Genomic DNA, 18,892 nt, shown 5'->3' with positions numbered 1-18,892 from the left:
CATCATGGCTAAGGAAAAGTTTGAGCGTTCTAAACCGCATGTTAACATCGGCACGATCGGGCATGTTGACCACGGCAAGACGACGCTGACGGCTGCGATCACCAAGCAGTTTGGCGACTTCAAAGCCTATGACGAGATTGACGGCGCGCCGGAAGAGAAGGCCCGCGGGATCACGATCTCGACCGCGCATGTGGAATACGAGACGGACGCCCGTCACTACGCCCATGTGGACTGCCCGGGTCACGCCGACTACGTCAAGAACATGATCACCGGTGCGGCCCAGATGGACGGCGCGATCCTCGTGGTGAACGCGGCCGACGGCCCGATGCCCCAGACCCGCGAGCACATCCTGCTCGGCCGTCAGGTGGGCATCCCCTACATGGTCGTCTTCATGAACAAGGTGGACCAGGTCGACGACGAAGAGCTCCTGGAGCTGGTCGAGATGGAAATCCGCGAGCTTCTGGACAGCTACGAGTACCCGGGCGACGACATTCCGATCGTTGCGGGCTCCGCTCTGGCAGCCCTCGAGGGCCGTGACGACGCGATCGGCACCGAGAAGATCGCCGAGCTGATGGCGGCTGTGGATGACTACATCCCGACCCCGGCGCGCGCCGTGGACCAGCCCTTCCTGATGCCGATCGAGGACGTGTTCTCGATCTCCGGCCGCGGCACGGTTGTGACCGGTCGTGTGGAGCGTGGCGTGATCAATGTGGGCGACGAGATCGAAATCGTCGGCATCCGCGACACCACCAAGACCACCTGCACCGGTGTGGAAATGTTCCGCAAGCTGCTGGATCGCGGTGAAGCGGGCGACAATATCGGCGCCCTGCTGCGCGGTGTGGACCGTGAAGGTGTCGAGCGTGGTCAGGTTCTCTGCAAGCCGGGCTCCGTGACGCCGCACACCAAGTTCGAAGCCGAAGCCTACATCCTGACCAAGGATGAGGGTGGCCGTCACACGCCGTTCTTCGCGAACTACCGTCCGCAGTTCTACTTCCGGACGACGGATGTGACCGGGACCGTGACGCTGCCGGAAGGCACCGAGATGGTGATGCCGGGCGACAACCTGAAATTCGGTGTCGAGCTGATCGCCCCGATCGCCATGGAAGACGGCCTCCGCTTCGCCATCCGCGAAGGCGGCCGTACCGTCGGCGCTGGCGTCGTCTCCAAAATCATCGAGTAAGCCGGTTTCAACCACAAGGCTTTCGAAGGGGCGCTTCAGGGCGCCCCTTTTTCGTGGTGCCGGGCGGCTTACGGCCCCGGTGTCCGGGGGCGATGTCTGGCGCGATGCCGGGACGGGCTGGCCCCCCCAAACGACGCAAAAGCGGAGCCGCTTCTGCGGCACCGCTTGGGGTGCGCCTATTCCAGGGTGGTCTGCGTCTGGGCGCGCTTAAGCGCGCCAGTGGAGATCCGGCAGGACATGGATCTCGGGCATCGGGCGCGCGCCCGCCGGGCGCGCGCTGTGATCGTAGGGGTCAGGCGGCGGCCTGCCGTTTCCGGCGCAGGCGACCGAGGCTCATCAACCCGCCCGCAGCGGAACCCAGCAGCAGAGCGGCAGGCGGCAGCGGCACGGGGGCAGGCGCCCCCGGATCACGGACAGAGGTGAAGATGACGTTGTCCATGCCGAATCCGTCGAGGTCTTGGCTCGGCAGGCGCGCAAAGAGCGAGAAGGTCATGTAGCTCGCGCTTTCGCCTTCGAAGTCCACACCGATGAAGGTCTTCTCAAGCTCGCCCTGATCTGCGGCGACATACTCGAAGAGCAGCTGGTCCGCATCGTCATAGAACTTGAGGGCGGTCTCGCGTCCCTGGTCGCCCATATCCGAGAAATCCGCGCCCCAGGCCGAGACATCGGTCAGGAAATCGAGGCGCACTTGTGCGTGGTCAGACACACCGACACATGCGTGACGCGAGCCGTCAATGGAATGATATCCCTCGCAAAATCCGACGGGGGAGATCACGTTCCAGGTCTCGTTGCCCGGGGTCACGCCGCCCGAGAAGCGCATGGGTCCGACGCTCAGTTCCTGCCCGGAGAAGGAGGACCCGTCGGGGAGATCCTCGAAATCGATCGCGCCCGTGGGCGCCGTATCCGCCTCAAATGCGGCGCGGTCGGCGTAGAGCGTTGCGGCGCTGACAGCGCTGGCCTGTGCGAGGGCCGCGCCCGCGAGAAGGGCGGCGGCAATCAGTTGGGGTGTTTGGGGCAACATTGGGAAGGTCCTTTATCTCTCTTCGAATTGCGCCCCTTCTAGGGATGAGTCGTGTCCGCAGGATTTCGCCTGTCGTATCAGTTATGTCCGGGAGCTGAGCGGCGGACATGTTTTGCGCTTTTCCGGGCCCGGCGGCTTGGATAACTCGGGGACAGTCTCTTCCGGAGGTTCCCATGCCCTTTCCCCTGCCGGACACCCGGCACCCGATCGTCTTTCCCGATGGCACTGCCTATGAGGGCACCGTCTTTCTCAACGCGGTGCTCGACGCGCCGGGGCTGCGCATCGGCGACTACACCTATTACAGTGATGACGAGATGCCCGAGCCGGACCTCCTCCGGCGTCGGCTCTTTCCCTATCTTTATGGCGAGCAGCGGATCGAGATCGGCAAGTTCTGCTCGCTGGCCATGGGCGTGTCCTTTGTCACCGACAGTGCCAATCACCGCTATGACGGGTTCAGTGCCTTTCCCTTTGCGATTTTCGACGGGATGTCGCCGGATCGCCCCTCGATGCCCGGGCGCGCGCCGCGTCCGACGATTGTGGGCCATGATTGCTGGTTCGGGCGCAATGCGATGGTGTTGCCCGGGGCGCGGCTGGGCCATGGCGTGATCGTCGGTGCCGGGGCCGTGGTCGGGGGTGAGATCCCCGATTACAGCATCGTGGCGGGCAATCCCGGGCGGGTGATCCGCCAGAGATTCGCCCCCGAGATCGTCGCCCGGCTGCTGGAGCTGGCGTGGTGGGACTGGCCAATCGACCGGATCCTTGCCGCCGAGGCCGAGATCTGCGGCGGCGATATCGCCGCGCTGGAGGCGCGCGCAGCGGCGGTTTAGGGGGCTGGGGCGGGCGGCGGCTGCATCTGCCAGGCGATCCGCACCCCGGGATTGGTGCGCAGGGCCGCGACGGTCTTGCGGATCCGCGCGTTGAGCCCCCAAGCCGCCGGGAGCGCGTCGCGCATGGCCCGGATATCCGCCAGAAGCTCTGCATCGCTGGCCTGCGAGATCCGGCCCGCCTCGATGATCTCGGGCGTTACCGGTGCCGTGCAGAGGAAGGCGACTGTGTCCCGGGGGGCATGGGCCACGGGCGCGAAGGCGCTGCGCATGCGCCACATCTGGGCGGCGAGCCAGGGCTGGGACCAGTGCAGGAAGTCCTGCTGGATGAGCAGGCTGCGCCCGGGGATCAGCGCGGGAAAGAACTGCGCCGCGATCAGGTCCGTGGTCGTGGCGATCTTGGCGGCATCCACCGCCAGCAGCTCGATCTTGCCGCCGGGCCAGCCCAGATCCGGGATATGCCCCACATGGTAGCGCATCTGTGCCGCCCAGGGCGCAAGGAAGGATTGCGCCAGCGGCAGGATGTCCCGCCCCTCGAACGGTGCCACGCCCGCCGCGTAGAGCACATTCTGCTTGGTCTGTTCCTTGGCGGTAAAGCGGTCATAGGCATGGATGGTTGCGCCATGCCCTGCCGCCTGCGCCCCGGCGGCGAACCGCGCCGTCGAGCCGCCGGCAAAGGCCCCGAGATCCACCTGCGCCCCCGCGCCGCGCGCCCAGTCCCGCGCGGCCCAGTAGTAGAACTGTCTTTCCTGCGGGGCGAGCATGGTGGGCACGGTGATCCGGGCCTCGGCGGCCACGATCTCGGGCGCGCGCCAGGGCTTGGTGTCAAAGACGGCGCACGCCTCCGGAAGGGGCGGCGCGACAGGGACAGAGGACGGGGTCGACATCGCCGCGCAAGATGCGGCTGGCCGGATCCATATGCAAGACACCCCGCGCAGGGCGCAGGGCAAAATCAGTGGGAAAAGCGCCTTGATTTCCTCTGCCGAAACACATACCCCTCGCCTTGGTCTTAGGGGTTTAGCTCAGTTGGTAGAGCATCGGTCTCCAAAACCGAGGGTCGTGGGTTCGAGTCCCTCAGCCCCTGCCAAGACCAGTTTCCGCACAATTGCACAGACGAGCACGCGTTGAGCGCGGGCTTCGGCGTCGGTGTGCGATGTCGATTGTGCGAGTAGACCCAGGTTTTCAAAACCTATCCTGATTGCCCCACAAGCAGGCCCGACCCTGCCGCGGGCGATTGGGGGCAACCGGGCCGTATGCGATGGGCTGCCGGGGCTGCCCGACCCCTGGGCCCGTTTCTTGCCGAAGCATGTCGCCGTCCTCCAAGGCACCTCAGGACCGCGATACGCTGGCCATGTGCTTCGGCGGCACCCGGATCAGAAGGGCTGGCCCATCTCCTCCGACCCGCCAAGGGGTCGCAACCCCTTCACAGGGCCAGCCGCCGCGCTTACCTCGGATCACGACAGATGCGTCGTGCTCCTGACGAGGCTCATGCCCATTCGGTGGATCCCCTCATGGGAGCCGCCACAGGGTCCTGACGGGAGCTTACAGGATTGGCGCAGAGCCCCGCCCTCCCTGTTGCGCCGCAGCGACGGAGGGGCCATAAGGCGCAGCAAGACAGCCGGAGGGGTTGATGCAGAACTATCTCGATTTCGAAAAGCCGCTCGCAGAGATTGAGGGCAAGGCCGAGGAATTGCGGGCCGTGGCGCGCACATCGGGCACCATGGATATCGAGAAGGAGGTCTCGGCCCTCGACCGCAAGGCCGAGCAGCTTCTGGCGGATCTCTATGCCGATCTCTCGCCGTGGCAGAAATGCCTTGTGGCGCGGCATCCCGGGCGGCCCCATTGCATGGATTACATCAACGGTCTGTTCGAGGAATACACGCCCCTCGCCGGGGACCGGAACTTCGCCGATGACCATGCGGTGATGGGCGGGCTGGCGCGGTTCAATGACCGTCCCGTCGTGGTGATCGGCCACGAGAAGGGCCATGACACCAAGACCCGGATCGAGCGGAATTTCGGCATGGCGCGCCCCGAGGGGTACCGCAAGGCGATCCGCCTGATGGATATGGCCCACCGCTTTGGCCTGCCGGTGTTGACGCTGGTCGACACGCCCGGCGCCTATCCCGGCAAGGGGGCCGAGGAGCGCGGGCAGTCCGAGGCCATCGCGCGCGCCACCGAGAAATGCCTGCAGATCGGCGTGCCGCTCGTCTCGGTCGTGGTGGGCGAGGGCGGCTCGGGCGGGGCGGTGGCCTTTGCCACGGCGAACCGCGTGGCGATGCTCGAGCATTCGATCTATTCGGTGATTTCGCCCGAGGGCTGCGCCTCCATCCTGTGGAAGGATGCCGAGAAGATGAAAGAGGCCGCCGAGGCCCTGCGTCTGACGGCGCAGGATCTGCACACGCTGGGCGTGGTGGACCGGATCATCCCCGAGCCCGTGGGCGGCGCGCAGCGTCACAAGGACGACACGATTGTCCGGGTCGGCAAGGCGCTCGAAGGCATGCTGGCCGAGCTCGTCGACCGTTCGCCCGAGGCCCTGATCAAGGACCGCCGGTCGAAGTTTCTGGCCATGGGCTCGCGCGGGCTGGCCGCCTGAGGATACCGCGACGGAGGGACGGCGATGGCAGTGGGGCGTCTGGTGTGGATCGGCCTTCTGGCGCTTCTGGTCAGTGTCGGCATGGGCCGCGCCGAGATGCAGACCCTGACCGTCAAAGCCGCCTATCTCGAACGGATCGCCCTGCCGCCGGACGCGCAGCTCGAGGTCGAGCTGCTGGACACCTCGCGCATGGATGTCGCCGCGATCCGGATCACCAGTCAGCGGGTGGTGATGACCGGCATGCCCATGACCCTCGCGCTGCCCTATGATCCGGCGATGATCGATCCGCGGCTGACCTATACGGTCGCCGCGCGCATCCATTCCGAGGGGCGGGTGGTGTTTCGCACGACCCAAGCCTACCCGGTTCTGACCGGCGGGGCGGGGCAGAGCGTGGACCTGATCCTGCAACGCTCCGTTGCCAGCACCGGCCCGGCAGCCATGCCGCGCCTGACCGGTCTTTCCTGGCAGCTCGTCGCACTCGCGGGCGCGCCGGTTGCGGCGGACCCTGCACCGACCCTCGAGCTGCGCGCCGATGGGACCGTGCTTGTCTTTGCCGGATGCAACCGGTTTTCGGGCAGGGCGGAGATTGGCTCCGACACGCTCCGCTTTCCGCCCCCCATGGCCGGAACCAAGATGGCCTGTCCCCCACCGCGCGATGCCCTTGAGCAGGGGATGATCCGGGCGTTGGAGGCCACAACCCGGTTTGAGATGTCCGGCGACCGCGCCAGCCCGACCCTGCGGCTTCTGGATGATCAGGGCACGGACATCGCGCGCTTCGAGGCGGCGCCCCGCTAACGGTCAGACGCTCGGTGCGGTTCCGCAGGCCTCGAACTTGGCGACCTCTGGCGCCGCCCCGTCCAGCGAGAAGCTCAGCATCCCAGGCCCTGTCAGCCCGATCGCTTGCCGGTTCTCCGCCAGCCCGCGCAGCACATTGCCAAAGCCCCGATCGATCACCGTGAGCGATCGCCCATCGGGCGAGAGGATATGCCGGTCGGTGCTGATGGCCAGACCCGGTCCCCCCTCGAAGCGCAGGGTGAACACCGGTTGCCGTGGCCATGGGGTCGGGGCGGTCAGGGTGATCGTATATTCCGGCCCGCGCGAATCGTAGGTCAGGCGGATCTCGGCCCCGGGTTCGCTATGGGTCAGGGTGCAAAGGGGGCCTTGGGTGCCAGCCTCCCATGCGGAGACGGGCAGGGGGATGAGGCAAGCGGCGAGGAGGGGAATGATCAGGCGCATATCCCGGATATAGAGGTCCGCGCGGGCTTGGCGATGCCCTTGGCGGCGCGGCCCCGTCATGGCGCCGCCTTCGCGGGAGCATGACCCTGGCCGCTGCATCCGTGCCAGGCCCCTACGCGCTGGGCGCGGGGGTAGAGGCGCGGCGCGTCCATGGCCGCAGACTGGGCCCTGATGTCGCCGATCGCAACTCGGCGCTTGACCCGGTCGCGCCCGCCCCGCCATATCGCCGGAACCACGCGTCACCCCGGAGGATCCCATGAGCCGCATTGTCTATGTCAACGGAGACTACGTGCCCGAAGAAGAGGCCAAGATCTCGGTCTTTGACAGGGGGTTTCTCTTTGCGGATGGCGTCTATGAGGTGACCAGCGTGCTTGAGGGCAAGCTGGTGGATTTCGAGGGCCACGCCCAGCGGCTGGAGCGGTCTCTGGCCGAGCTGGAGATGCCCACGCCCTGCACCATGGATGAGTTGCTGGAGATCCATCGCGAGCTTGTCGCCCGTAACGAGGTGACCGAGGGTATGGTCTATCTGCAGGTGACGCGCGGGGCGGCGGACCGGGACTTCGCCTATCCTGCCGAGCCTGTGCCCTCGCTGGTGCTGTTTACCCAGACCAAGACGCTGGCCGATGCGCCTGCCGTGCAAAGCGGCATCAAGGTGATCTCGATCGAGGATGCGCGCTGGGGCCGTCGCGATATCAAGACCGTGCAGCTGCTCTACCCGTCCATGGGCAAAATGATGGCCAAGGCCGCCGGGGTGGATGACGCCTGGATGGTTGAGGACGGGGCGGTGACCGAGGGCACCTCGAACAACGCCTATATCGTCACGCAGGAGGGGACGATCGTGACCCGCCATCTGGGTACCGAGATTCTGCATGGGATCACCCGCGCGGCGGTGCTGCGCTTCGCCCGCGAGGCACAGATGAAGGTCGAAGAGCGTCCCTTCACCATCGAAGAGGCGCAGAATGCCCGCGAGGCTTTCATCACCTCGGCCTCGACCTTTGTGATGCCCGTCGTCGAAGTGGATGGCGCGCAGGTGGGCGAGGGCACCCCGGGCCCCGTAGCCCTGCGTCTGCGCGAGATCTATCTTGAGGAAAGCCGCGCCAAGGCGGTCTGACGGGCTCTAGCCGCGCGGGGCATCGCGCGCGATTAACGCATCGAAATGCCCGCGCAGCTCGTCTGCCGGGCGCACCCCCTGCAGGATCTGCTGCACCGCGCCCGCCCCCTCGAGCAGCACCAGTGTGACATGGGACTGCCCGTGCCGATGGGCAAAGGCGGTCCCGTCCGGGGTGCGGATGCTCGCGATCCGGTAGGCGACCATGTCGCTGTCCAACCCTTCCAGAGCCTTGCGGGTCTCGCGCTGCAATTCGATGCAGAGCGTGCATTGCGGATCGTGGATCTGCACGATGGTGGGCAGCCCCGTTCCGATCACGCTCAGATCCTGCTCGGCGATGGTGGCGCGCACCGCATTCACCGAAAACACCCCGATCCCACCCAGCACCAGCGCGCCGAGCGCACCGTTGCGAAAGGTCCTCAGGGTCTCGCGCCGTGTGGGCATCTCGGGCGCGGCGGGTGTCTTGGCAGATTTCGAGCGGGTCTTGGAGGATTTGCGCGGCATGTCGGACCTTCGGCAGACGGGGATCCCCCAGTCCTAGCCGGTTTGGCGATCACGCAGGGTCACGCTTGTGTCAGTGCGAGGGCGTGCGCGCGCGACTGGTTGTGTTAGGCTCGGGCACCTGCCGAAAGGACCCGCGATGACAGATCCGCAGACCCATGTTATGCCCGCCGAGGAGGCCCCGCATCAGGCGACCTTCATGCAATGGCCGGTCCATCCCAAGGTCTATCGCGACCGGATCTTTCGCGAGATGGTCCAGCAAACCATCACCGACATCGCCAACGCGATCGCAGAGTTCGAGCCGGTCTATCTGCTGGCCGATGGGGCCGAGCACCGCCGCGCGCGGCGGGGGCTGTCGGAGGGGGTGACGCTGTGGGATATCCCGACCGATGACCTTTGGTGCCGGGATGCCGGGCCGATCTTCGTTCAAGGCAGTGACGGAACGCTCGCGCAGCGGCAGATCCAGTTCAACGGCTGGGGCAGGCGGCAGCCTCACAGGCATGACGCTGCCATTGCGGCGCGGGTGGCCAAGCGGCTCGACCTGCCGTTTCTGCCCTCCGGGCTGATCGGAGAGGGCGGCGGGGTGGAACAGAGCGGCCATGGCCTGCTCATGGCGCATGAGAGCTCCTGGGTGAACCCGAACCGCAATCCCGGCCTGTCGCGCGACGAGATCGGTGCGCGGCTCTGCACGGCGCTCGGGGCGGAGCGGATCATCTGGAGCCCGGGCCTCGTCGGCGAGGACATCACCGATTACCATATCGACAGCCTCGCGCGCTTTACCGGACCCGAGCGGGTGCTCATCGCCCTGCCGGACAGGCCCGACCCCCGGGGCCCGTTCCACAAGGCCGCACTGGAAACCCATGACATCCTTGCCGCGGCCGGGCTCGAGATCGAGGTGATCCCCGAGCCGACCCGCGCCCGGATCGAGCATCCGGACTTCGTGGCCTCCTACGCGAATTACTATGTCTGCAACGGTGCGGTGATCGCCCCCTATTTCGGTGATGCAGAGACAGATGAGATCGCGGCGCAGGCATTGGCGCGGCACTATCCCGGGCGCGAGATCGTCATGCTCAATGTCGATCCGCTGGGCGAGCTGGGGGGCGGGATCCACTGCGCCACCCAGCAGATGCCCGCGGGCTGAGCCCTGCCGCGCGCGGGGTCGGGGCGGGTTCTGCCTTGAAACCCGGACGCGGAGCCTGCACCCCTTGGGCAGATGCGCGACGGAAAAGGACAGGCCATGGGCTGGTGGACGAAACATGCGAGCGGGATCGAGGCGATGGCCGCCCTGGTCACCGCCTGCGTGGCGATTGCGGCTCTGGTTGGGGCCAAGATCCAGCTGGATCACGCCGACCTGGTCCAGCGAGAGCAATCGGCCCGCGACGCCTATCGCGCCCATCTGGCGCTGGCGGCGACCCGGCCGGAGTTTGCGCGACCAGTCGATTCTTGCCAGTTGGTCCAGTCCAACGAGGGCGGGGCCTATATCGCCTTTGTCGATCACCTTCTCTATTCCGCCGAGCAGATGTTGGCGGTTGAGGAAGGCTGGTCCCTGACCTTTCTGGATCAACTGGCGCCCCATCAGGACTACTTGTGTTCGCTGGAGGGGGTCTTGCCCCTCGAGGACGGGGTGGCGGCGCTGATGGATCGGTTCACCGACGCCTATTGTCCGGTTGAGCCCGTCTGCGGGCCCGGCGGTTAAAGCGTTACGATGCAGTGATCCTGATGCGGGTCCGCGAAATGCGCGCGGCAGGCCTCGACCACATGCTGTACCAGACGGCGGGGGCGGGAGGTGTCATAGGCGATCGCGAGACTCAGCGCCGGGAGCGGGTCCGAGATCGGCAGGGCGACAAGCCCGTCGCCGCCATAGCTTGTGGCGCTGCGGGGGCGCATGTTCAGGATCGCGCAGCCATGGCCCGCGCCCACGAGGCTCCGCACCATCTCGGTCGAACTGGCATAGGCCGCGATATGCGGGGGCGTCGCCTGAGCCTTGAGGATCCGGGCGTAATAGGCCGCCGCAACCGGACGGTTCAGCACCACCAGCGGCCCTTGCGCGATCTCCGCGAGGGAAATCTCGGCCCGCCCGGCCAGCGGATGATCGCGCGGCATCAGGCAATAGGCCGGAGCCTCCACCAGCACCTCGTAAGAGATCATCGGGCGGACATCCTCGCTGACGAACAGGATGATGTCATAGGTCCCGTTCAGCAGGCCATCCTGCGCGCTGATATTGTCGCATTCCTCCAGCTCCAGCTGGACAGCGCCCGGATCCGCGAGGCTCTCATGCAGGATCCGGGGCAGAAAAGCGGGTGCGATGGGCGCGTAATACCCGATCCGCAAACGGCCGCCGAGCGCCTGTTTGAGATCCTCGGTCTCGGTCAGGATCGCGCGGTAATCCTCCAGCAGCCGCTCGAATTTGCGCGCGATGGCCAGCCCGTTTGCCGTGCCCTGAATGCCCCGCGCCCGCTGGCGGGTCACAAGGGTCAGGTCAAACTCTGCCTCGATTTGGTCAATGGCCGCCGAGACCGCCGAGGCCGCGATGTTCAACTCGCCCGCCGCGCGCGCGATATTGCCATGCCGGAGGGCGGTCACGAAATAGGACATCGCACGCAAGGAGATCGCCATCGTAACCTCGGAAAATCAGGGATTATTGATCCATTAAATCTCTTTTTCATGCGAAGCGTGATCTGTCAAACTCGGGAAAAACCCATGTCGATCCCCGAGGTGCCCATGTCTGATGCTCCGCTCAAGGGCTGGAACCATGTTCCGAATGTCCCGATCAAGGTGTCCCCCTTCTTCAGCTGGCCCCTGCGCCCGGCCGAAATGCTGCGCTGGGTCTGGAACTCGTGGTTCCTGATCACCGAGAAGCTGATCATTCTCGGCATCGCCTGCGCCTCGTTCTACTGGTTCCAGCCGCCGCTTTCCGAGACCAAGACGCTCGCCTTTGGCTGGATCGCCGAGATGTGGCTGCGCAACATGGTTCTGATGAGCGTGGTGGCCGGGGGGCTGCATCTCTATTTCTATACCTTCACCAAGCAGGGGCAGCGGCTGAAATACGACCCGCGTCCGCTGATGAAGAACGGTCGGCAATTCACCCTCGGCGGGCAGATCCGGGACAACATGTTCTGGACGCTGGCGAGCGGGGTGACGATCTGGACCGCCTATGAGGTGTTGATGTTCTGGGCCATGGCCAATGGCTATGCGCCGATGCTGACATGGGCGGCCAACCCGGTCTGGTTCATCGCGCTCTTCCTGCTGATCCCGATCTGGGAGAGCTTTTACTTCTACTGGATCCACCGGTTGCTGCATGTGCCGTTTCTCTACAAGCATGTGCATGCGCTGCATCACCGCAACATCAATGTCGGGCCATGGTCGGGCATGTCCATGCATCCCGTGGAGCATGTGATCTATCTCGGGACCGTGCTGATCCACTGGGTCGTTGCGGCCCATCCGGTGCATATCCTGTTCCACATGCAGTATTACACCCTGACGGCGGCCACGACCCATACCGGCTTCGAAGGGCTGGTAGTCAAGGATGAGAACCGCCTCGCGCTGGGCACCTTTCACCACCAGATGCACCACCGGTATTTCGAGTGCAATTACGGCTCGCTCGAGATCCCGTGGGACAAGCTCTTCGGGTCCTTCCATGACGGGACGGTGGAGGCGGATGCCCGCATGAAAGAGCGCCGCAAGCGCATAATGGGGAGCTGAGCGATGGGTGGACTGACGGTCATGGACCTGCTGGCCGCCAAGGGTCAGCGCAAGCTTGCCTATGTGCAGGTCGCCCGCGAGGAAGAGGCGCGCGCCGCCGCCGAGGCCGGAATGGACATGATCGGCACGGCCTTCGTGCCGGAGCGGGCGCAGTTCGCCCGCGCCGTGCCGGACACCCATTTCCAGTACGGCCTGCCCTGGGGCAGCCATGCCTCGGCGACCGAGGCGCTGCGCACGGCCATGGCCGCCATGGGGGCCGGGGCGCAGTCGGTCTATTGCGGGATGAGCCCCGCCGTGGTCGAGGTGCTGGCGCGCGAAGGCGTGCCGGTGATCTGCCATGTGGGGCTGGTGCCGCCCAAGGCGACCTGGACCGGCGGGTTCCGCGCCGTGGGCAAGACCGCGGATCAGGCTCGCATGGTCTGGCGCCAGGTTCGGGATTTCGAGGCTGCCGGGGCCTTCGCGGTCGAGCTGGAGGTTGTCGCCGCCCCGCTCGCCCGCGAGGTCAGCGCGCGGACAAGCATGCTGACGATCTCGCTCGGGTCCGGGCCCGATTGTGACGCGCAATACCTGTTCTCGGCGGATCTGCTTGGCGAGACCACCGGCCATATCCCGCGCCATGCCAAGACCTATCGCAACTTCGCCGCCGAGCGGGCCCGCCTGCAGGCGGAGCGGGTCGCGGCCTATCGCGAATACATCGCCGATGTCACCGGCGGCACGTTTCCGGAGCCCGGCCATTCCGTCCGCATGGCGGAGGAGGTGCTGGCAGAGGTGTTTGACGCCCCCTAGCGGCCCGGTCGGGGGGCATGATCTGGCGTGGCCGCGACGGAAACCGCGCCATGGCCCGTATTACTCTCTGCATAGCCAAGCGGAGCATCTGATGATCAAGCCCTTTTCCCTCATCGCCTGTCTGGTGGCCTGTCCGCCAGTCTACGCCGCAGAGCCCTTTTTCGCCGATATCTGGGCGGATAACTGGTTCGAGATGCGCGTGAACGGCGTTTCCGTGGCCGAAGACAGCGTGCCGATCACCACCGAACGATCCTTTAACGCCGAAAGCTTCGGGTTCGAGGCCACGCGCCCCTTCGTGATCGGCCTCGTCGCCAAGGACTTCATCGAGAATGATACCGGTCTCGAATACATCGGATCGCGGCGGCAACAGATGGGCGATGGGGGCGTCATCGCCCAGATCACCAATGGCGCGGGCGAGGTTGTCGCCGTCAGCAGTGCGGCGTGGCGCTGCCTCGTGATCCATACCGCACCGCTGGACAAAAGCTGTGAGGCAGAGCCGAATCCGGTCGCGGGCGAGGGGGCGTGCGCCTTCGAGATCTCGGAGGAGCCCGCAGGCTGGGACGCCCCCGGTTTCGACGCATCCGATTGGGCCCCGGCCACGGTCTATTCCGCCCGGCAGGTCTCGCCCAAAGGGGGGTATAACCGGATCGACTGGCATCCCGACGCCGCCTTCGTCTGGGGACCGGATCTGGAGCAGAGCAACACCATCCTCTGTCGGGGGATCGTGGAGTAAAACCGCAATTGGGCGCGCGCAGATCAAAAGTCCGTCAAGGATGCCCGCGCCACATGGGCCGCGTTGAGGACCTGAGGCGCGCCCTATTTGCGCAGCGGGTGCGGTCGCCATCGTCACACGCGCTGCGGTCGGCCTCGCTCTGACATTGGCGCGGCGGGGCAGCGAATTGCCCCGGGGCTGACCCTTCCGTCCGCCCCGAGGGTATTCAGCCCTGCTTGTCGGTCACGTTTTCCTTGAAGGCCACGTCGAACTCGGCCTTCTGCGCCGCGTTGGCCTCGGTCTGGTAATTGGCTTTCCATTCGGACATGGGCATGCCGTAGAAGATCTCGCGTGCTTCTTCCTTGCCCAGCGTGATGCCCTTTTCGGCGGCGGCTTCCTGATACCAGCGGCTCAGGCAGTTCCGACAGAACCCGGCAAGGTTCATCATGTCGATATTCTGCACGTCTGTGCGTTCTTCCATCAGGTGCTTGCGCAGGGTGCGAAAGGCGGCGGCCTCGAGCTCGATCTGGGTCTGCGGGTCGATATCTGCCATGTCAGGTCTCCTCCATCTGGGATTTTGCCACCTGCAGCAGCCCGGCAAGGCGGCGTCCCCAGGCGGATTGCGTCTCTGGGGTTGAAATGAGGTCGTTGCGCAGCTCGATCAAGACATGGGGGCGTCCGGGCTGCACGCCGTGGCGGTCCATCGTGTCGCCGGGCAGGTGACCGGAATAGGGCTTGTTATCCCCGACGCAGAGATCGGCCTCGCCCTCGGCGGCGGTGATGAAGGGCCGCGCGAGCCGCGCATCCTCGGCATAGAGCACGCCGATATGCCAAGGCCGCGGAGCGCGTCCGCGCAGCTGCGGTGTGAAAGAGTGGATCGAGACCAGCAGGGCCTCGGGATGCCGCAGCAGCATCGCGCCCACCGCGTCGTGGTAGGGCCGGTGCCAATCGGCGATCCGGCGGGCGCGCTCGGTGGCATCCGCATGGCGGTTGCCGGGTATGATCGTGCCGTCATAGAGCCGCATCAGCAGCGTGGGATCGTCCTCGGACCGGTTCGGATCGATCACCAGCCGCGAGAAGGTCGAGATCACCGCAGGCGCGCCCAGTTCGGCCGCCAGGGCCCGTGTCACGCCCTCCGCCCCGGGGTCAAAGGCGATATGACGGGCCATATCCTCGGCGGGCAGGCCCAGATCGCCTCCGGCGACTGTGATCGGCACGCGGTTACGGGCGTGATCGCAGACCAGCACCCAGTCTGACTGCGCGGGGCCGGCAACCTCGAGAAAGGCGGGGCCATCCGTCTGTAATCCTGTCGTCATGCGCCTAGGCCATAGCCTCCTTTGCGGGCCGGGACCAGACCTCTGCCTGCTGCAACTGCAAAACGCCATGGAAAGCCGCTGGGCGACGTGATACCGCTAACGGCGACGGGACCGTCCGGACCGAGGGAGCCGATTGTGAGACGCCATAGAAACCTGAAAATTGTTGCAACGCTGGGCCCGAGCTCCAGTGATTACGAGACCATTCGAGAATTGTTCGAGACGGGCGCAGATGTTTTCCGCCTGAATATGAGCCATGGCAGCCACGAAGATGTGGCCGCGCGGCATGAGATTATCCGGCAGGTTGAGAAAGACACCGGGCGCCCCATCGCGATCCTTGCAGATCTGCAGGGGCCGAAGCTGCGGGTCGGGGCCTTTGCCGATGGACCGCATCAGCTGGAGCTGGGACAGGCCTTCCGTCTGGATCTCGATCCGGCCGAGGGGGATGCGACCCGCGTCTGCCTGCCCCACAAGGAGATTTTCGACGCGCTGGAACCCGGCGCGCGGCTTCTGGTCAATGACGGCAAGATCGTGCTGAAGGTCACCGATTGCGGGGCCGATTTCGCCGAAACCGAAGTGACCGTCGCGGGCGAGATTTCCGACCGCAAGGGCGTGAACGTGCCCGATGTGGTGCTGCCGCTGGCGGCGTTGTCGGACAAGGACCGGGCGGATCTTGATTTTGTCTGCACCCTGGGTGTGGAATGGCTGGCGCTGTCCTTCGTGCAGCGCGCCGAGGACGTGCAGGAAGCGCGCAAGCTGGCCGGGGGCCGGGCGGCGATTTTGTCCAAGATCGAGAAACCCGCCGCCGTCGAAGCCTATGAAGAAATCCTCGCCGCCTCGGACGGAATCATGGTCGCGCGCGGCGATCTTGGGGTCGAGCTGCCGGTGCAGAAGGTCCCGCCGATCCAGAAGCGCCTCGTGCGCGGGGCGCGGCGCGAGGCCAAGCCGGTCATCGTGGCGACCCAGATGCTCGAGAGCATGATCACTTCGCCCATGCCGACCCGGGCCGAGGTGTCGGACGTGGCTGCGGCGATCTATGAGGGCGCGGATGCGGTGATGCTCAGCGCGGAATCCGCCGCTGGCCAGTTCCCGATCGAGGCCGTGCGGACGATGAACAACGTGGCCATCGAGGTCGAGAGTGACCCGACCTACCGTCAGGTGATCGAGGCCTCGCGCCCCGGGGCCCGCTCCACCGTGGCGGACGGGATCGTTTCGGCGGCCCGCGAGATCGCCGAGACCACCTCGGGGATCAAGGCGATCTGCTGTTTCTCGGAATCCGGGACCACAGTGTCCAAGGTCAGCCGCGAGAAACCGCGCGTGCCGATCATTGCCCTGACCAGCCGTCTCGGTACGGCGCGCAAGCTCTGCCTGACATGGGGGGCCCATTGCGTGATGGTCACCGAGATCTCGCGCTTCAAGATGGCGGTGGTCGCCGCAGCACGGGCCGCGCGCACCGAGGAGTTCGCCACCGAGGCCGACCAGATCCTGGTTGTCGCCGGTGTCCCCTTCAACCAGGCGGGCAGTACGAACATTCTGCGTGTAGCGCCCTGTGAGGAACGGCTGATCTTCTCGACCGAACCGGGCTGAGGCGTCCATGCTGACGGAGCTGACACTGGTCTTCGGACTGCTCTGTGTCGTGTTCTCCGTAACGCGCAGCCTTGTGGCCTCCATCGAGGAGCGATCGCTCTGGCCGACCCTCGCCCTGGGCGGGGTCGGCCTGCTTTTGCTGGGGATTGCCTGGTATACCGATCCGGATGGCCTCCGGATCGAGGATGTGCCCATCGCGGTGGTCAAGCTTTTCCGGGCGATGTCGGACTGAGGGCGCGCGGTGGCGCAGATCCGAGATCTGCGCGGGCGCCTTGCATCGGCCGGGGGGCATGGCCACGTCTGGTGCATGACGCATCCCCCCTCCGGCCCCCCGAAACCTGAAACGCCGCGCGCTGACATTGTGGTGCGCGCTGGTTTCCCCGAGGCGCAGCGCGACCGTGCCGCCGCCCTCTACTGGCAGGCTTTTCAAGGCAAATTGCATCGGCTCATGGGCCCGGAGGCCAAGGCGCTGAGCTTCCTTCGGCAGGTGGCCGACCCGGATTTCGCGATCAGCGCTCTGGGACCGGATGGTCGGCTTTTGGGGGTGGCAGGGTTCAAGACCGCCGAGGGCGGGTTCATGGGCGGCGAGATGGCAGATCTGCGCGCAGTTTATGGCGGGCTCGGCGCGCTGTGGCGGGGTCTCGGGCTGTCGGTGCTGGAGCGTCCGGTGACGCCGGGCATTCTGTTGATGGACGGGATCATGGTCGAGGCCTCGGCGCGCGGGCAGGGGATTGGCCGCGCGCTCTTGACCGCGATCAAGCAGACAGCGCGCTCGCAGGGGTGCAGGCAGGTGCGGCTCGATGTGATCGACACCAATCCAAGGGCCCGCGCTCTCTATGAACGCGAGGGGTTCGTGGCGGGGGATACCACGGATCTCGGTCCGTTCCGGGCGCTGTTCGGGTTTCGCAGTGCGACAACGATGATCTGCCCCCTCTAGCCTCTGCGCGGCGATACTCGACAGCGGGATCCTGCTCTGACAGGCTCGCGACCATGGATCAGGGAGGGATCGATGACCACGCAAGACACGCTCGATGCACTGGCCGAGGCCTATACGGCCGCATGGAATTCCGGCGACCCGAATGCGGTCGCGGCGTTTTATGCCGAGGGCGGCGGGATCACCATCAATCGCGGCACCCCGTGGGAGGGGCGCGCAAAGGTGGCCGAGATGGCGGCGGGCTTCTTCGCCGATGTGCCAGACCTGCGGCTGAGCTGCGATGCGATCCGAGGGGCGGGCGCGCATGTGATCTATGTCTGGACCTTCACCGGCCATGACGCCACGTCCGGGCGTCCGCTCAATGTGCGCGGCTGGGAGGAATGGGAGCTCGACGCGGATCTCAAGGTCCAGAAATCCCTTGGCTGGTTCGATGCCGAGGACTACGCCCGTCAGGCCGGAGGCTGACCGCGTCGTTCCGCCCTTTGCGCGCAAAGGGCTTGCCAATTCCCGGCACCTGTCCTAAACGCGCACGCTCAAGCCCGAGACCGGCCGAAGTGGCATGCCGAGTCGCGGGATCAAGCGTAGACGACAGGAGACGCAAATGCCCAAGATGAAGACGAAGTCGAGCGCCAAAAAGCGCTTCAAGATGACGGCCAGTGGCAAGGTCAAAGCCGGTCAGGCCGGCAAGCGCCACGGCATGATCAAGCGGACCACGAAGTTCATTCGCACCGCGCGGGGCACCACGACCCTCAGCGCGCCCGATGCGAAGATCGTCAAGTCCTACATGCCCTACTCGCGCTAAGGAGACCGGAATATGTCCCGTACCAAAGGTGGAACCGTCACCCACGCCCGTCACAAGAAGGTCACCGATGCCGCCAAAGGCTATTACGGTCGCCGCAAGAACACCTTCAAGGTCGCCCGTCAGGCGGTCGACAAGGCCAACCAATACGCCACGCGCGACCGCAAGGCCCGCAAGCGTCAGTTCCGCGCTCTGTGGATCCAGCGGATCAATGCCGCCGTGCGCGCCCATGACGAGGCGCTGACATATTCGCGCTTCATCAATGGCCTGTCGCTGGCCGGGATCGAAGTGGACCGCAAGGTTCTGGCCGATCTGGCCGTGCATGAGCCCGACGCGTTCAACGCGATCGTGGACCAGGCGAAAGCTGCGCTGCCCGCGTAACGGGCCGCGGCGTTCGAGATTACGAGACCGCGCCTTTCAGGCGCGGTTTTTTTGTGCCCATTTGGGCGCGAAAATCTCGGTTTCCGACCGTGGGATCCGGTTTTGTTCTCTTTTTGTTTACCTAAATGCGGCGAGGATAGTGCCAAAGGCAGGGCAGCCCGACACAGGACCGTCACGCGGGGCCCGGCCAGGTAGACAGGCAGCAAGGCGGAGAT

At 65.8% G+C, this 18,892-nt stretch carries 23 protein-coding genes and 1 tRNA gene; 17 read left to right on the top strand and 7 right to left on the bottom strand.

Translation table 11 applies throughout. The features are described from left to right. Window positions 1–4 precede the first annotated feature (4 nt). Window positions 5–1,180 (top strand): elongation factor Tu, encoded by a 1,176-nt coding sequence (tuf, locus tag ACP150_RS21375; protein WP_424968117.1) that lies wholly within the window; start codon window positions 5–7, stop codon window positions 1,178–1,180. 292 nt (window positions 1,181–1,472) lie between these two features. Here tuf and ACP150_RS21370 read toward each other — a convergent pair whose 3' ends face one another. After that, window positions 1,473–2,201: a hypothetical protein gene (locus ACP150_RS21370; RefSeq protein ID WP_424968748.1), complete on the bottom strand. Its 729-nt coding sequence runs from the start codon at window positions 2,199–2,201 to the stop codon at window positions 1,473–1,475. Window positions 2,202–2,374: 173 nt separating this feature from the next. On the opposite strand from ACP150_RS21370, the gene ACP150_RS21365 reads away from it, so the two are divergent. Further along, on the top strand, window positions 2,375–3,028 hold the full coding sequence (locus ACP150_RS21365; protein ID WP_424968747.1) for a CatB-related O-acetyltransferase: 654 nt from the start codon (window positions 2,375–2,377) through the stop codon (window positions 3,026–3,028). Here ACP150_RS21365 and ACP150_RS21360 read toward each other — a convergent pair. Then, the gene (locus ACP150_RS21360) at window positions 3,025–3,912 is read right to left on the bottom strand and encodes a hypothetical protein (protein WP_424968746.1); all 888 of its coding nucleotides are present in this window, start codon (window positions 3,910–3,912) and stop codon (window positions 3,025–3,027) included. The genes ACP150_RS21365 and ACP150_RS21360 overlap by 4 nt on opposite strands. Window positions 3,913–4,036: 124 nt before the next feature. Between ACP150_RS21360 and ACP150_RS21355 the strand changes: the two genes are divergently transcribed. The 3 genes from ACP150_RS21355 to ACP150_RS21345 all read left to right on the top strand — a co-directional run bounded on the left by ACP150_RS21355 (window position 4,037) and on the right by ACP150_RS21345 (window position 6,413). Continuing rightward, a tRNA-Trp gene (locus ACP150_RS21355) sits at window positions 4,037–4,112 on the top strand. A 543-nt stretch (window positions 4,113–4,655) separates the two neighbouring features. Then, window positions 4,656–5,618: an acetyl-CoA carboxylase carboxyltransferase subunit alpha gene (locus ACP150_RS21350; RefSeq protein ID WP_424968745.1), complete on the top strand. Its 963-nt coding sequence runs from the start codon at window positions 4,656–4,658 to the stop codon at window positions 5,616–5,618. A gap of 24 nt (window positions 5,619–5,642) precedes the next feature. After that, window positions 5,643–6,413 (top strand): YbaY family lipoprotein, encoded by a 771-nt coding sequence (locus tag ACP150_RS21345; RefSeq protein ID WP_424968744.1) that lies wholly within the window; start codon window positions 5,643–5,645, stop codon window positions 6,411–6,413. Between the two features lie 3 nt (window positions 6,414–6,416). Here ACP150_RS21345 and ACP150_RS21340 read toward each other — a convergent pair whose 3' ends face one another. Further along, entirely contained in the window at window positions 6,417–6,914 is a 498-nt protein-coding gene (locus tag ACP150_RS21340) for a hypothetical protein (protein WP_424968743.1), read from the bottom strand. 196 nt (window positions 6,915–7,110) lie between these two features. On the opposite strand from ACP150_RS21340, the gene ACP150_RS21335 reads away from it, so the two are divergent. Then, window positions 7,111–7,965, top strand: a complete 855-nt coding sequence (locus ACP150_RS21335; RefSeq protein WP_424968742.1) for a D-amino-acid transaminase — start codon at window positions 7,111–7,113, stop codon at window positions 7,963–7,965. 6 nt (window positions 7,966–7,971) lie between these two features. Here ACP150_RS21335 and ACP150_RS21330 read toward each other — a convergent pair whose 3' ends face one another. After that, window positions 7,972–8,466, bottom strand: coding sequence for a hypothetical protein (locus ACP150_RS21330; RefSeq protein WP_424968741.1), 495 nt, complete (start codon window positions 8,464–8,466; stop codon window positions 7,972–7,974). 136 nt (window positions 8,467–8,602) lie between these two features. On the opposite strand from ACP150_RS21330, the gene ACP150_RS21325 reads away from it, so the two are divergent. Both ACP150_RS21325 and ACP150_RS21320 read left to right on the top strand, forming a co-directional pair. Next, window positions 8,603–9,604: an agmatine deiminase family protein gene (locus ACP150_RS21325; protein WP_424968739.1), complete on the top strand. Its 1,002-nt coding sequence runs from the start codon at window positions 8,603–8,605 to the stop codon at window positions 9,602–9,604. A gap of 72 nt (window positions 9,605–9,676) precedes the next feature. Continuing rightward, complete coding sequence (locus ACP150_RS21320) at window positions 9,677–10,159, top strand: hypothetical protein (RefSeq protein WP_424968738.1); 483 nt, start codon at window positions 9,677–9,679, stop codon at window positions 10,157–10,159. Here the strand turns inward: ACP150_RS21320 and ACP150_RS21315 are convergent. Then, complete coding sequence (locus ACP150_RS21315; RefSeq protein ID WP_424968737.1) at window positions 10,156–11,079, bottom strand: LysR family transcriptional regulator; 924 nt, start codon at window positions 11,077–11,079, stop codon at window positions 10,156–10,158. The genes ACP150_RS21320 and ACP150_RS21315 overlap by 4 nt on opposite strands. Window positions 11,080–11,184: 105 nt before the next feature. Here ACP150_RS21315 and ACP150_RS21310 point away from each other — a divergent pair, with 105 nt between their 5' ends. The 3 genes from ACP150_RS21310 (at window position 11,185) to ACP150_RS21300 (ending at window position 13,684) form a co-directional block, all read left to right on the top strand. Next, a complete protein-coding gene (locus ACP150_RS21310) occupies window positions 11,185–12,165 on the top strand; it encodes a sterol desaturase family protein (RefSeq protein ID WP_424968751.1) in 981 nt (326 codons plus the stop codon). Window positions 12,166–12,168: 3 nt separating this feature from the next. Further along, the gene (locus ACP150_RS21305) at window positions 12,169–12,951 is read left to right on the top strand and encodes a 3-methyl-2-oxobutanoate hydroxymethyltransferase (protein ID WP_424968736.1); all 783 of its coding nucleotides are present in this window, start codon (window positions 12,169–12,171) and stop codon (window positions 12,949–12,951) included. A gap of 91 nt (window positions 12,952–13,042) precedes the next feature. Beyond that, window positions 13,043–13,684 carry a PEBP family protein gene (locus ACP150_RS21300; protein ID WP_424968735.1) on the top strand — a complete coding sequence of 214 codons (642 nt, stop codon included), beginning with the start codon at window positions 13,043–13,045 and terminating at the stop codon, window positions 13,682–13,684. 205 nt (window positions 13,685–13,889) lie between these two features. Here ACP150_RS21300 and ACP150_RS21295 read toward each other — a convergent pair whose 3' ends face one another. Then, window positions 13,890–14,207 (bottom strand): DUF1244 domain-containing protein, encoded by a 318-nt coding sequence (locus ACP150_RS21295; protein WP_424968750.1) that lies wholly within the window; start codon window positions 14,205–14,207, stop codon window positions 13,890–13,892. A gap of 10 nt (window positions 14,208–14,217) precedes the next feature. Continuing rightward, on the bottom strand, window positions 14,218–14,979 hold the full coding sequence (locus ACP150_RS21290; RefSeq protein WP_424968734.1) for an N-formylglutamate amidohydrolase: 762 nt from the start codon (window positions 14,977–14,979) through the stop codon (window positions 14,218–14,220). Window positions 14,980–15,114: 135 nt separating this feature from the next. Here ACP150_RS21290 and pyk point away from each other — a divergent pair, with 135 nt between their 5' ends. The 6 genes from pyk to rplT all read left to right on the top strand — a co-directional run bounded on the left by pyk (window position 15,115) and on the right by rplT (window position 18,677). Then, window positions 15,115–16,563, top strand: a complete 1,449-nt coding sequence (pyk, locus tag ACP150_RS21285; protein ID WP_424968733.1) for a pyruvate kinase — start codon at window positions 15,115–15,117, stop codon at window positions 16,561–16,563. A 7-nt stretch (window positions 16,564–16,570) separates the two neighbouring features. Further along, a complete protein-coding gene (locus tag ACP150_RS21280; RefSeq protein ID WP_424968732.1) occupies window positions 16,571–16,795 on the top strand; it encodes a hypothetical protein in 225 nt (74 codons plus the stop codon). Window positions 16,796–16,870: 75 nt separating this feature from the next. Beyond that, window positions 16,871–17,500 (top strand): GNAT family N-acetyltransferase, encoded by a 630-nt coding sequence (locus ACP150_RS21275; protein ID WP_424968731.1) that lies wholly within the window; start codon window positions 16,871–16,873, stop codon window positions 17,498–17,500. Between the two features lie 72 nt (window positions 17,501–17,572). Further along, complete coding sequence (locus ACP150_RS21270; protein ID WP_424968730.1) at window positions 17,573–17,962, top strand: nuclear transport factor 2 family protein; 390 nt, start codon at window positions 17,573–17,575, stop codon at window positions 17,960–17,962. 136 nt (window positions 17,963–18,098) lie between these two features. After that, window positions 18,099–18,299, top strand: a complete 201-nt coding sequence (rpmI, locus tag ACP150_RS21265; protein WP_424968729.1) for a 50S ribosomal protein L35 — start codon at window positions 18,099–18,101, stop codon at window positions 18,297–18,299. Between the two features lie 12 nt (window positions 18,300–18,311). After that, window positions 18,312–18,677: a 50S ribosomal protein L20 gene (gene rplT / locus ACP150_RS21260; RefSeq protein WP_424968728.1), complete on the top strand. Its 366-nt coding sequence runs from the start codon at window positions 18,312–18,314 to the stop codon at window positions 18,675–18,677. Window positions 18,678–18,892 lie beyond the last annotated feature (215 nt).

Origin of the sequence: Dinoroseobacter sp. S375 (assembly GCF_049800775.1) — a bacterium.
Taxonomy (GTDB): domain Bacteria; phylum Pseudomonadota; class Alphaproteobacteria; order Rhodobacterales; family Rhodobacteraceae; genus Dinoroseobacter.
Note: the sequence above shows the minus strand (reverse complement) of the source record. Positions and strands in the feature narration are given on the sequence as shown.

What these genes read in the sequence shown, in the direction of transcription:
- tuf (WP_424968117.1), top strand. Translation starts at nt 5, where the DNA reads ATGGCTAAGGAAAAGTTTGAGCGTTCTAAACCGCATGTTAACATCGGC.
- ACP150_RS21300 (WP_424968735.1), top strand. Translation starts at nt 13,043, where the DNA reads ATGATCAAGCCCTTTTCCCTCATCGCCTGTCTGGTGGCCTGTCCGCCA.
- ACP150_RS21360 (WP_424968746.1), bottom strand. Translation starts at nt 3,912, where the DNA reads ATGTCGACCCCGTCCTCTGTCCCTGTCGCGCCGCCCCTTCCGGAGGCG.
- ACP150_RS21345 (WP_424968744.1), top strand. Translation starts at nt 5,643, where the DNA reads ATGGCAGTGGGGCGTCTGGTGTGGATCGGCCTTCTGGCGCTTCTGGTC.
- ACP150_RS21270 (WP_424968730.1), top strand. Translation starts at nt 17,573, where the DNA reads ATGACCACGCAAGACACGCTCGATGCACTGGCCGAGGCCTATACGGCC.
- rpmI (WP_424968729.1), top strand. Translation starts at nt 18,099, where the DNA reads ATGCCCAAGATGAAGACGAAGTCGAGCGCCAAAAAGCGCTTCAAGATG.
- ACP150_RS21315 (WP_424968737.1), bottom strand. Translation starts at nt 11,079, where the DNA reads ATGGCGATCTCCTTGCGTGCGATGTCCTATTTCGTGACCGCCCTCCGG.
- ACP150_RS21320 (WP_424968738.1), top strand. Translation starts at nt 9,677, where the DNA reads ATGCGCGACGGAAAAGGACAGGCCATGGGCTGGTGGACGAAACATGCG.
- ACP150_RS21325 (WP_424968739.1), top strand. Translation starts at nt 8,603, where the DNA reads ATGACAGATCCGCAGACCCATGTTATGCCCGCCGAGGAGGCCCCGCAT.
- ACP150_RS21280 (WP_424968732.1), top strand. Translation starts at nt 16,571, where the DNA reads ATGCTGACGGAGCTGACACTGGTCTTCGGACTGCTCTGTGTCGTGTTC.
- ACP150_RS21365 (WP_424968747.1), top strand. Translation starts at nt 2,375, where the DNA reads ATGCCCTTTCCCCTGCCGGACACCCGGCACCCGATCGTCTTTCCCGAT.
- ACP150_RS21350 (WP_424968745.1), top strand. Translation starts at nt 4,656, where the DNA reads ATGCAGAACTATCTCGATTTCGAAAAGCCGCTCGCAGAGATTGAGGGC.
- ACP150_RS21340 (WP_424968743.1), bottom strand. Translation starts at nt 6,914, where the DNA reads ATGACGGGGCCGCGCCGCCAAGGGCATCGCCAAGCCCGCGCGGACCTC.
- ACP150_RS21310 (WP_424968751.1), top strand. Translation starts at nt 11,185, where the DNA reads ATGTCTGATGCTCCGCTCAAGGGCTGGAACCATGTTCCGAATGTCCCG.
- ACP150_RS21370 (WP_424968748.1), bottom strand. Translation starts at nt 2,201, where the DNA reads ATGTTGCCCCAAACACCCCAACTGATTGCCGCCGCCCTTCTCGCGGGC.
- ACP150_RS21305 (WP_424968736.1), top strand. Translation starts at nt 12,169, where the DNA reads ATGGGTGGACTGACGGTCATGGACCTGCTGGCCGCCAAGGGTCAGCGC.
- ACP150_RS21335 (WP_424968742.1), top strand. Translation starts at nt 7,111, where the DNA reads ATGAGCCGCATTGTCTATGTCAACGGAGACTACGTGCCCGAAGAAGAG.
- ACP150_RS21290 (WP_424968734.1), bottom strand. Translation starts at nt 14,979, where the DNA reads ATGACGACAGGATTACAGACGGATGGCCCCGCCTTTCTCGAGGTTGCC.
- ACP150_RS21275 (WP_424968731.1), top strand. Translation starts at nt 16,871, where the DNA reads ATGACGCATCCCCCCTCCGGCCCCCCGAAACCTGAAACGCCGCGCGCT.
- rplT (WP_424968728.1), top strand. Translation starts at nt 18,312, where the DNA reads ATGTCCCGTACCAAAGGTGGAACCGTCACCCACGCCCGTCACAAGAAG.
- ACP150_RS21330 (WP_424968741.1), bottom strand. Translation starts at nt 8,466, where the DNA reads ATGCCGCGCAAATCCTCCAAGACCCGCTCGAAATCTGCCAAGACACCC.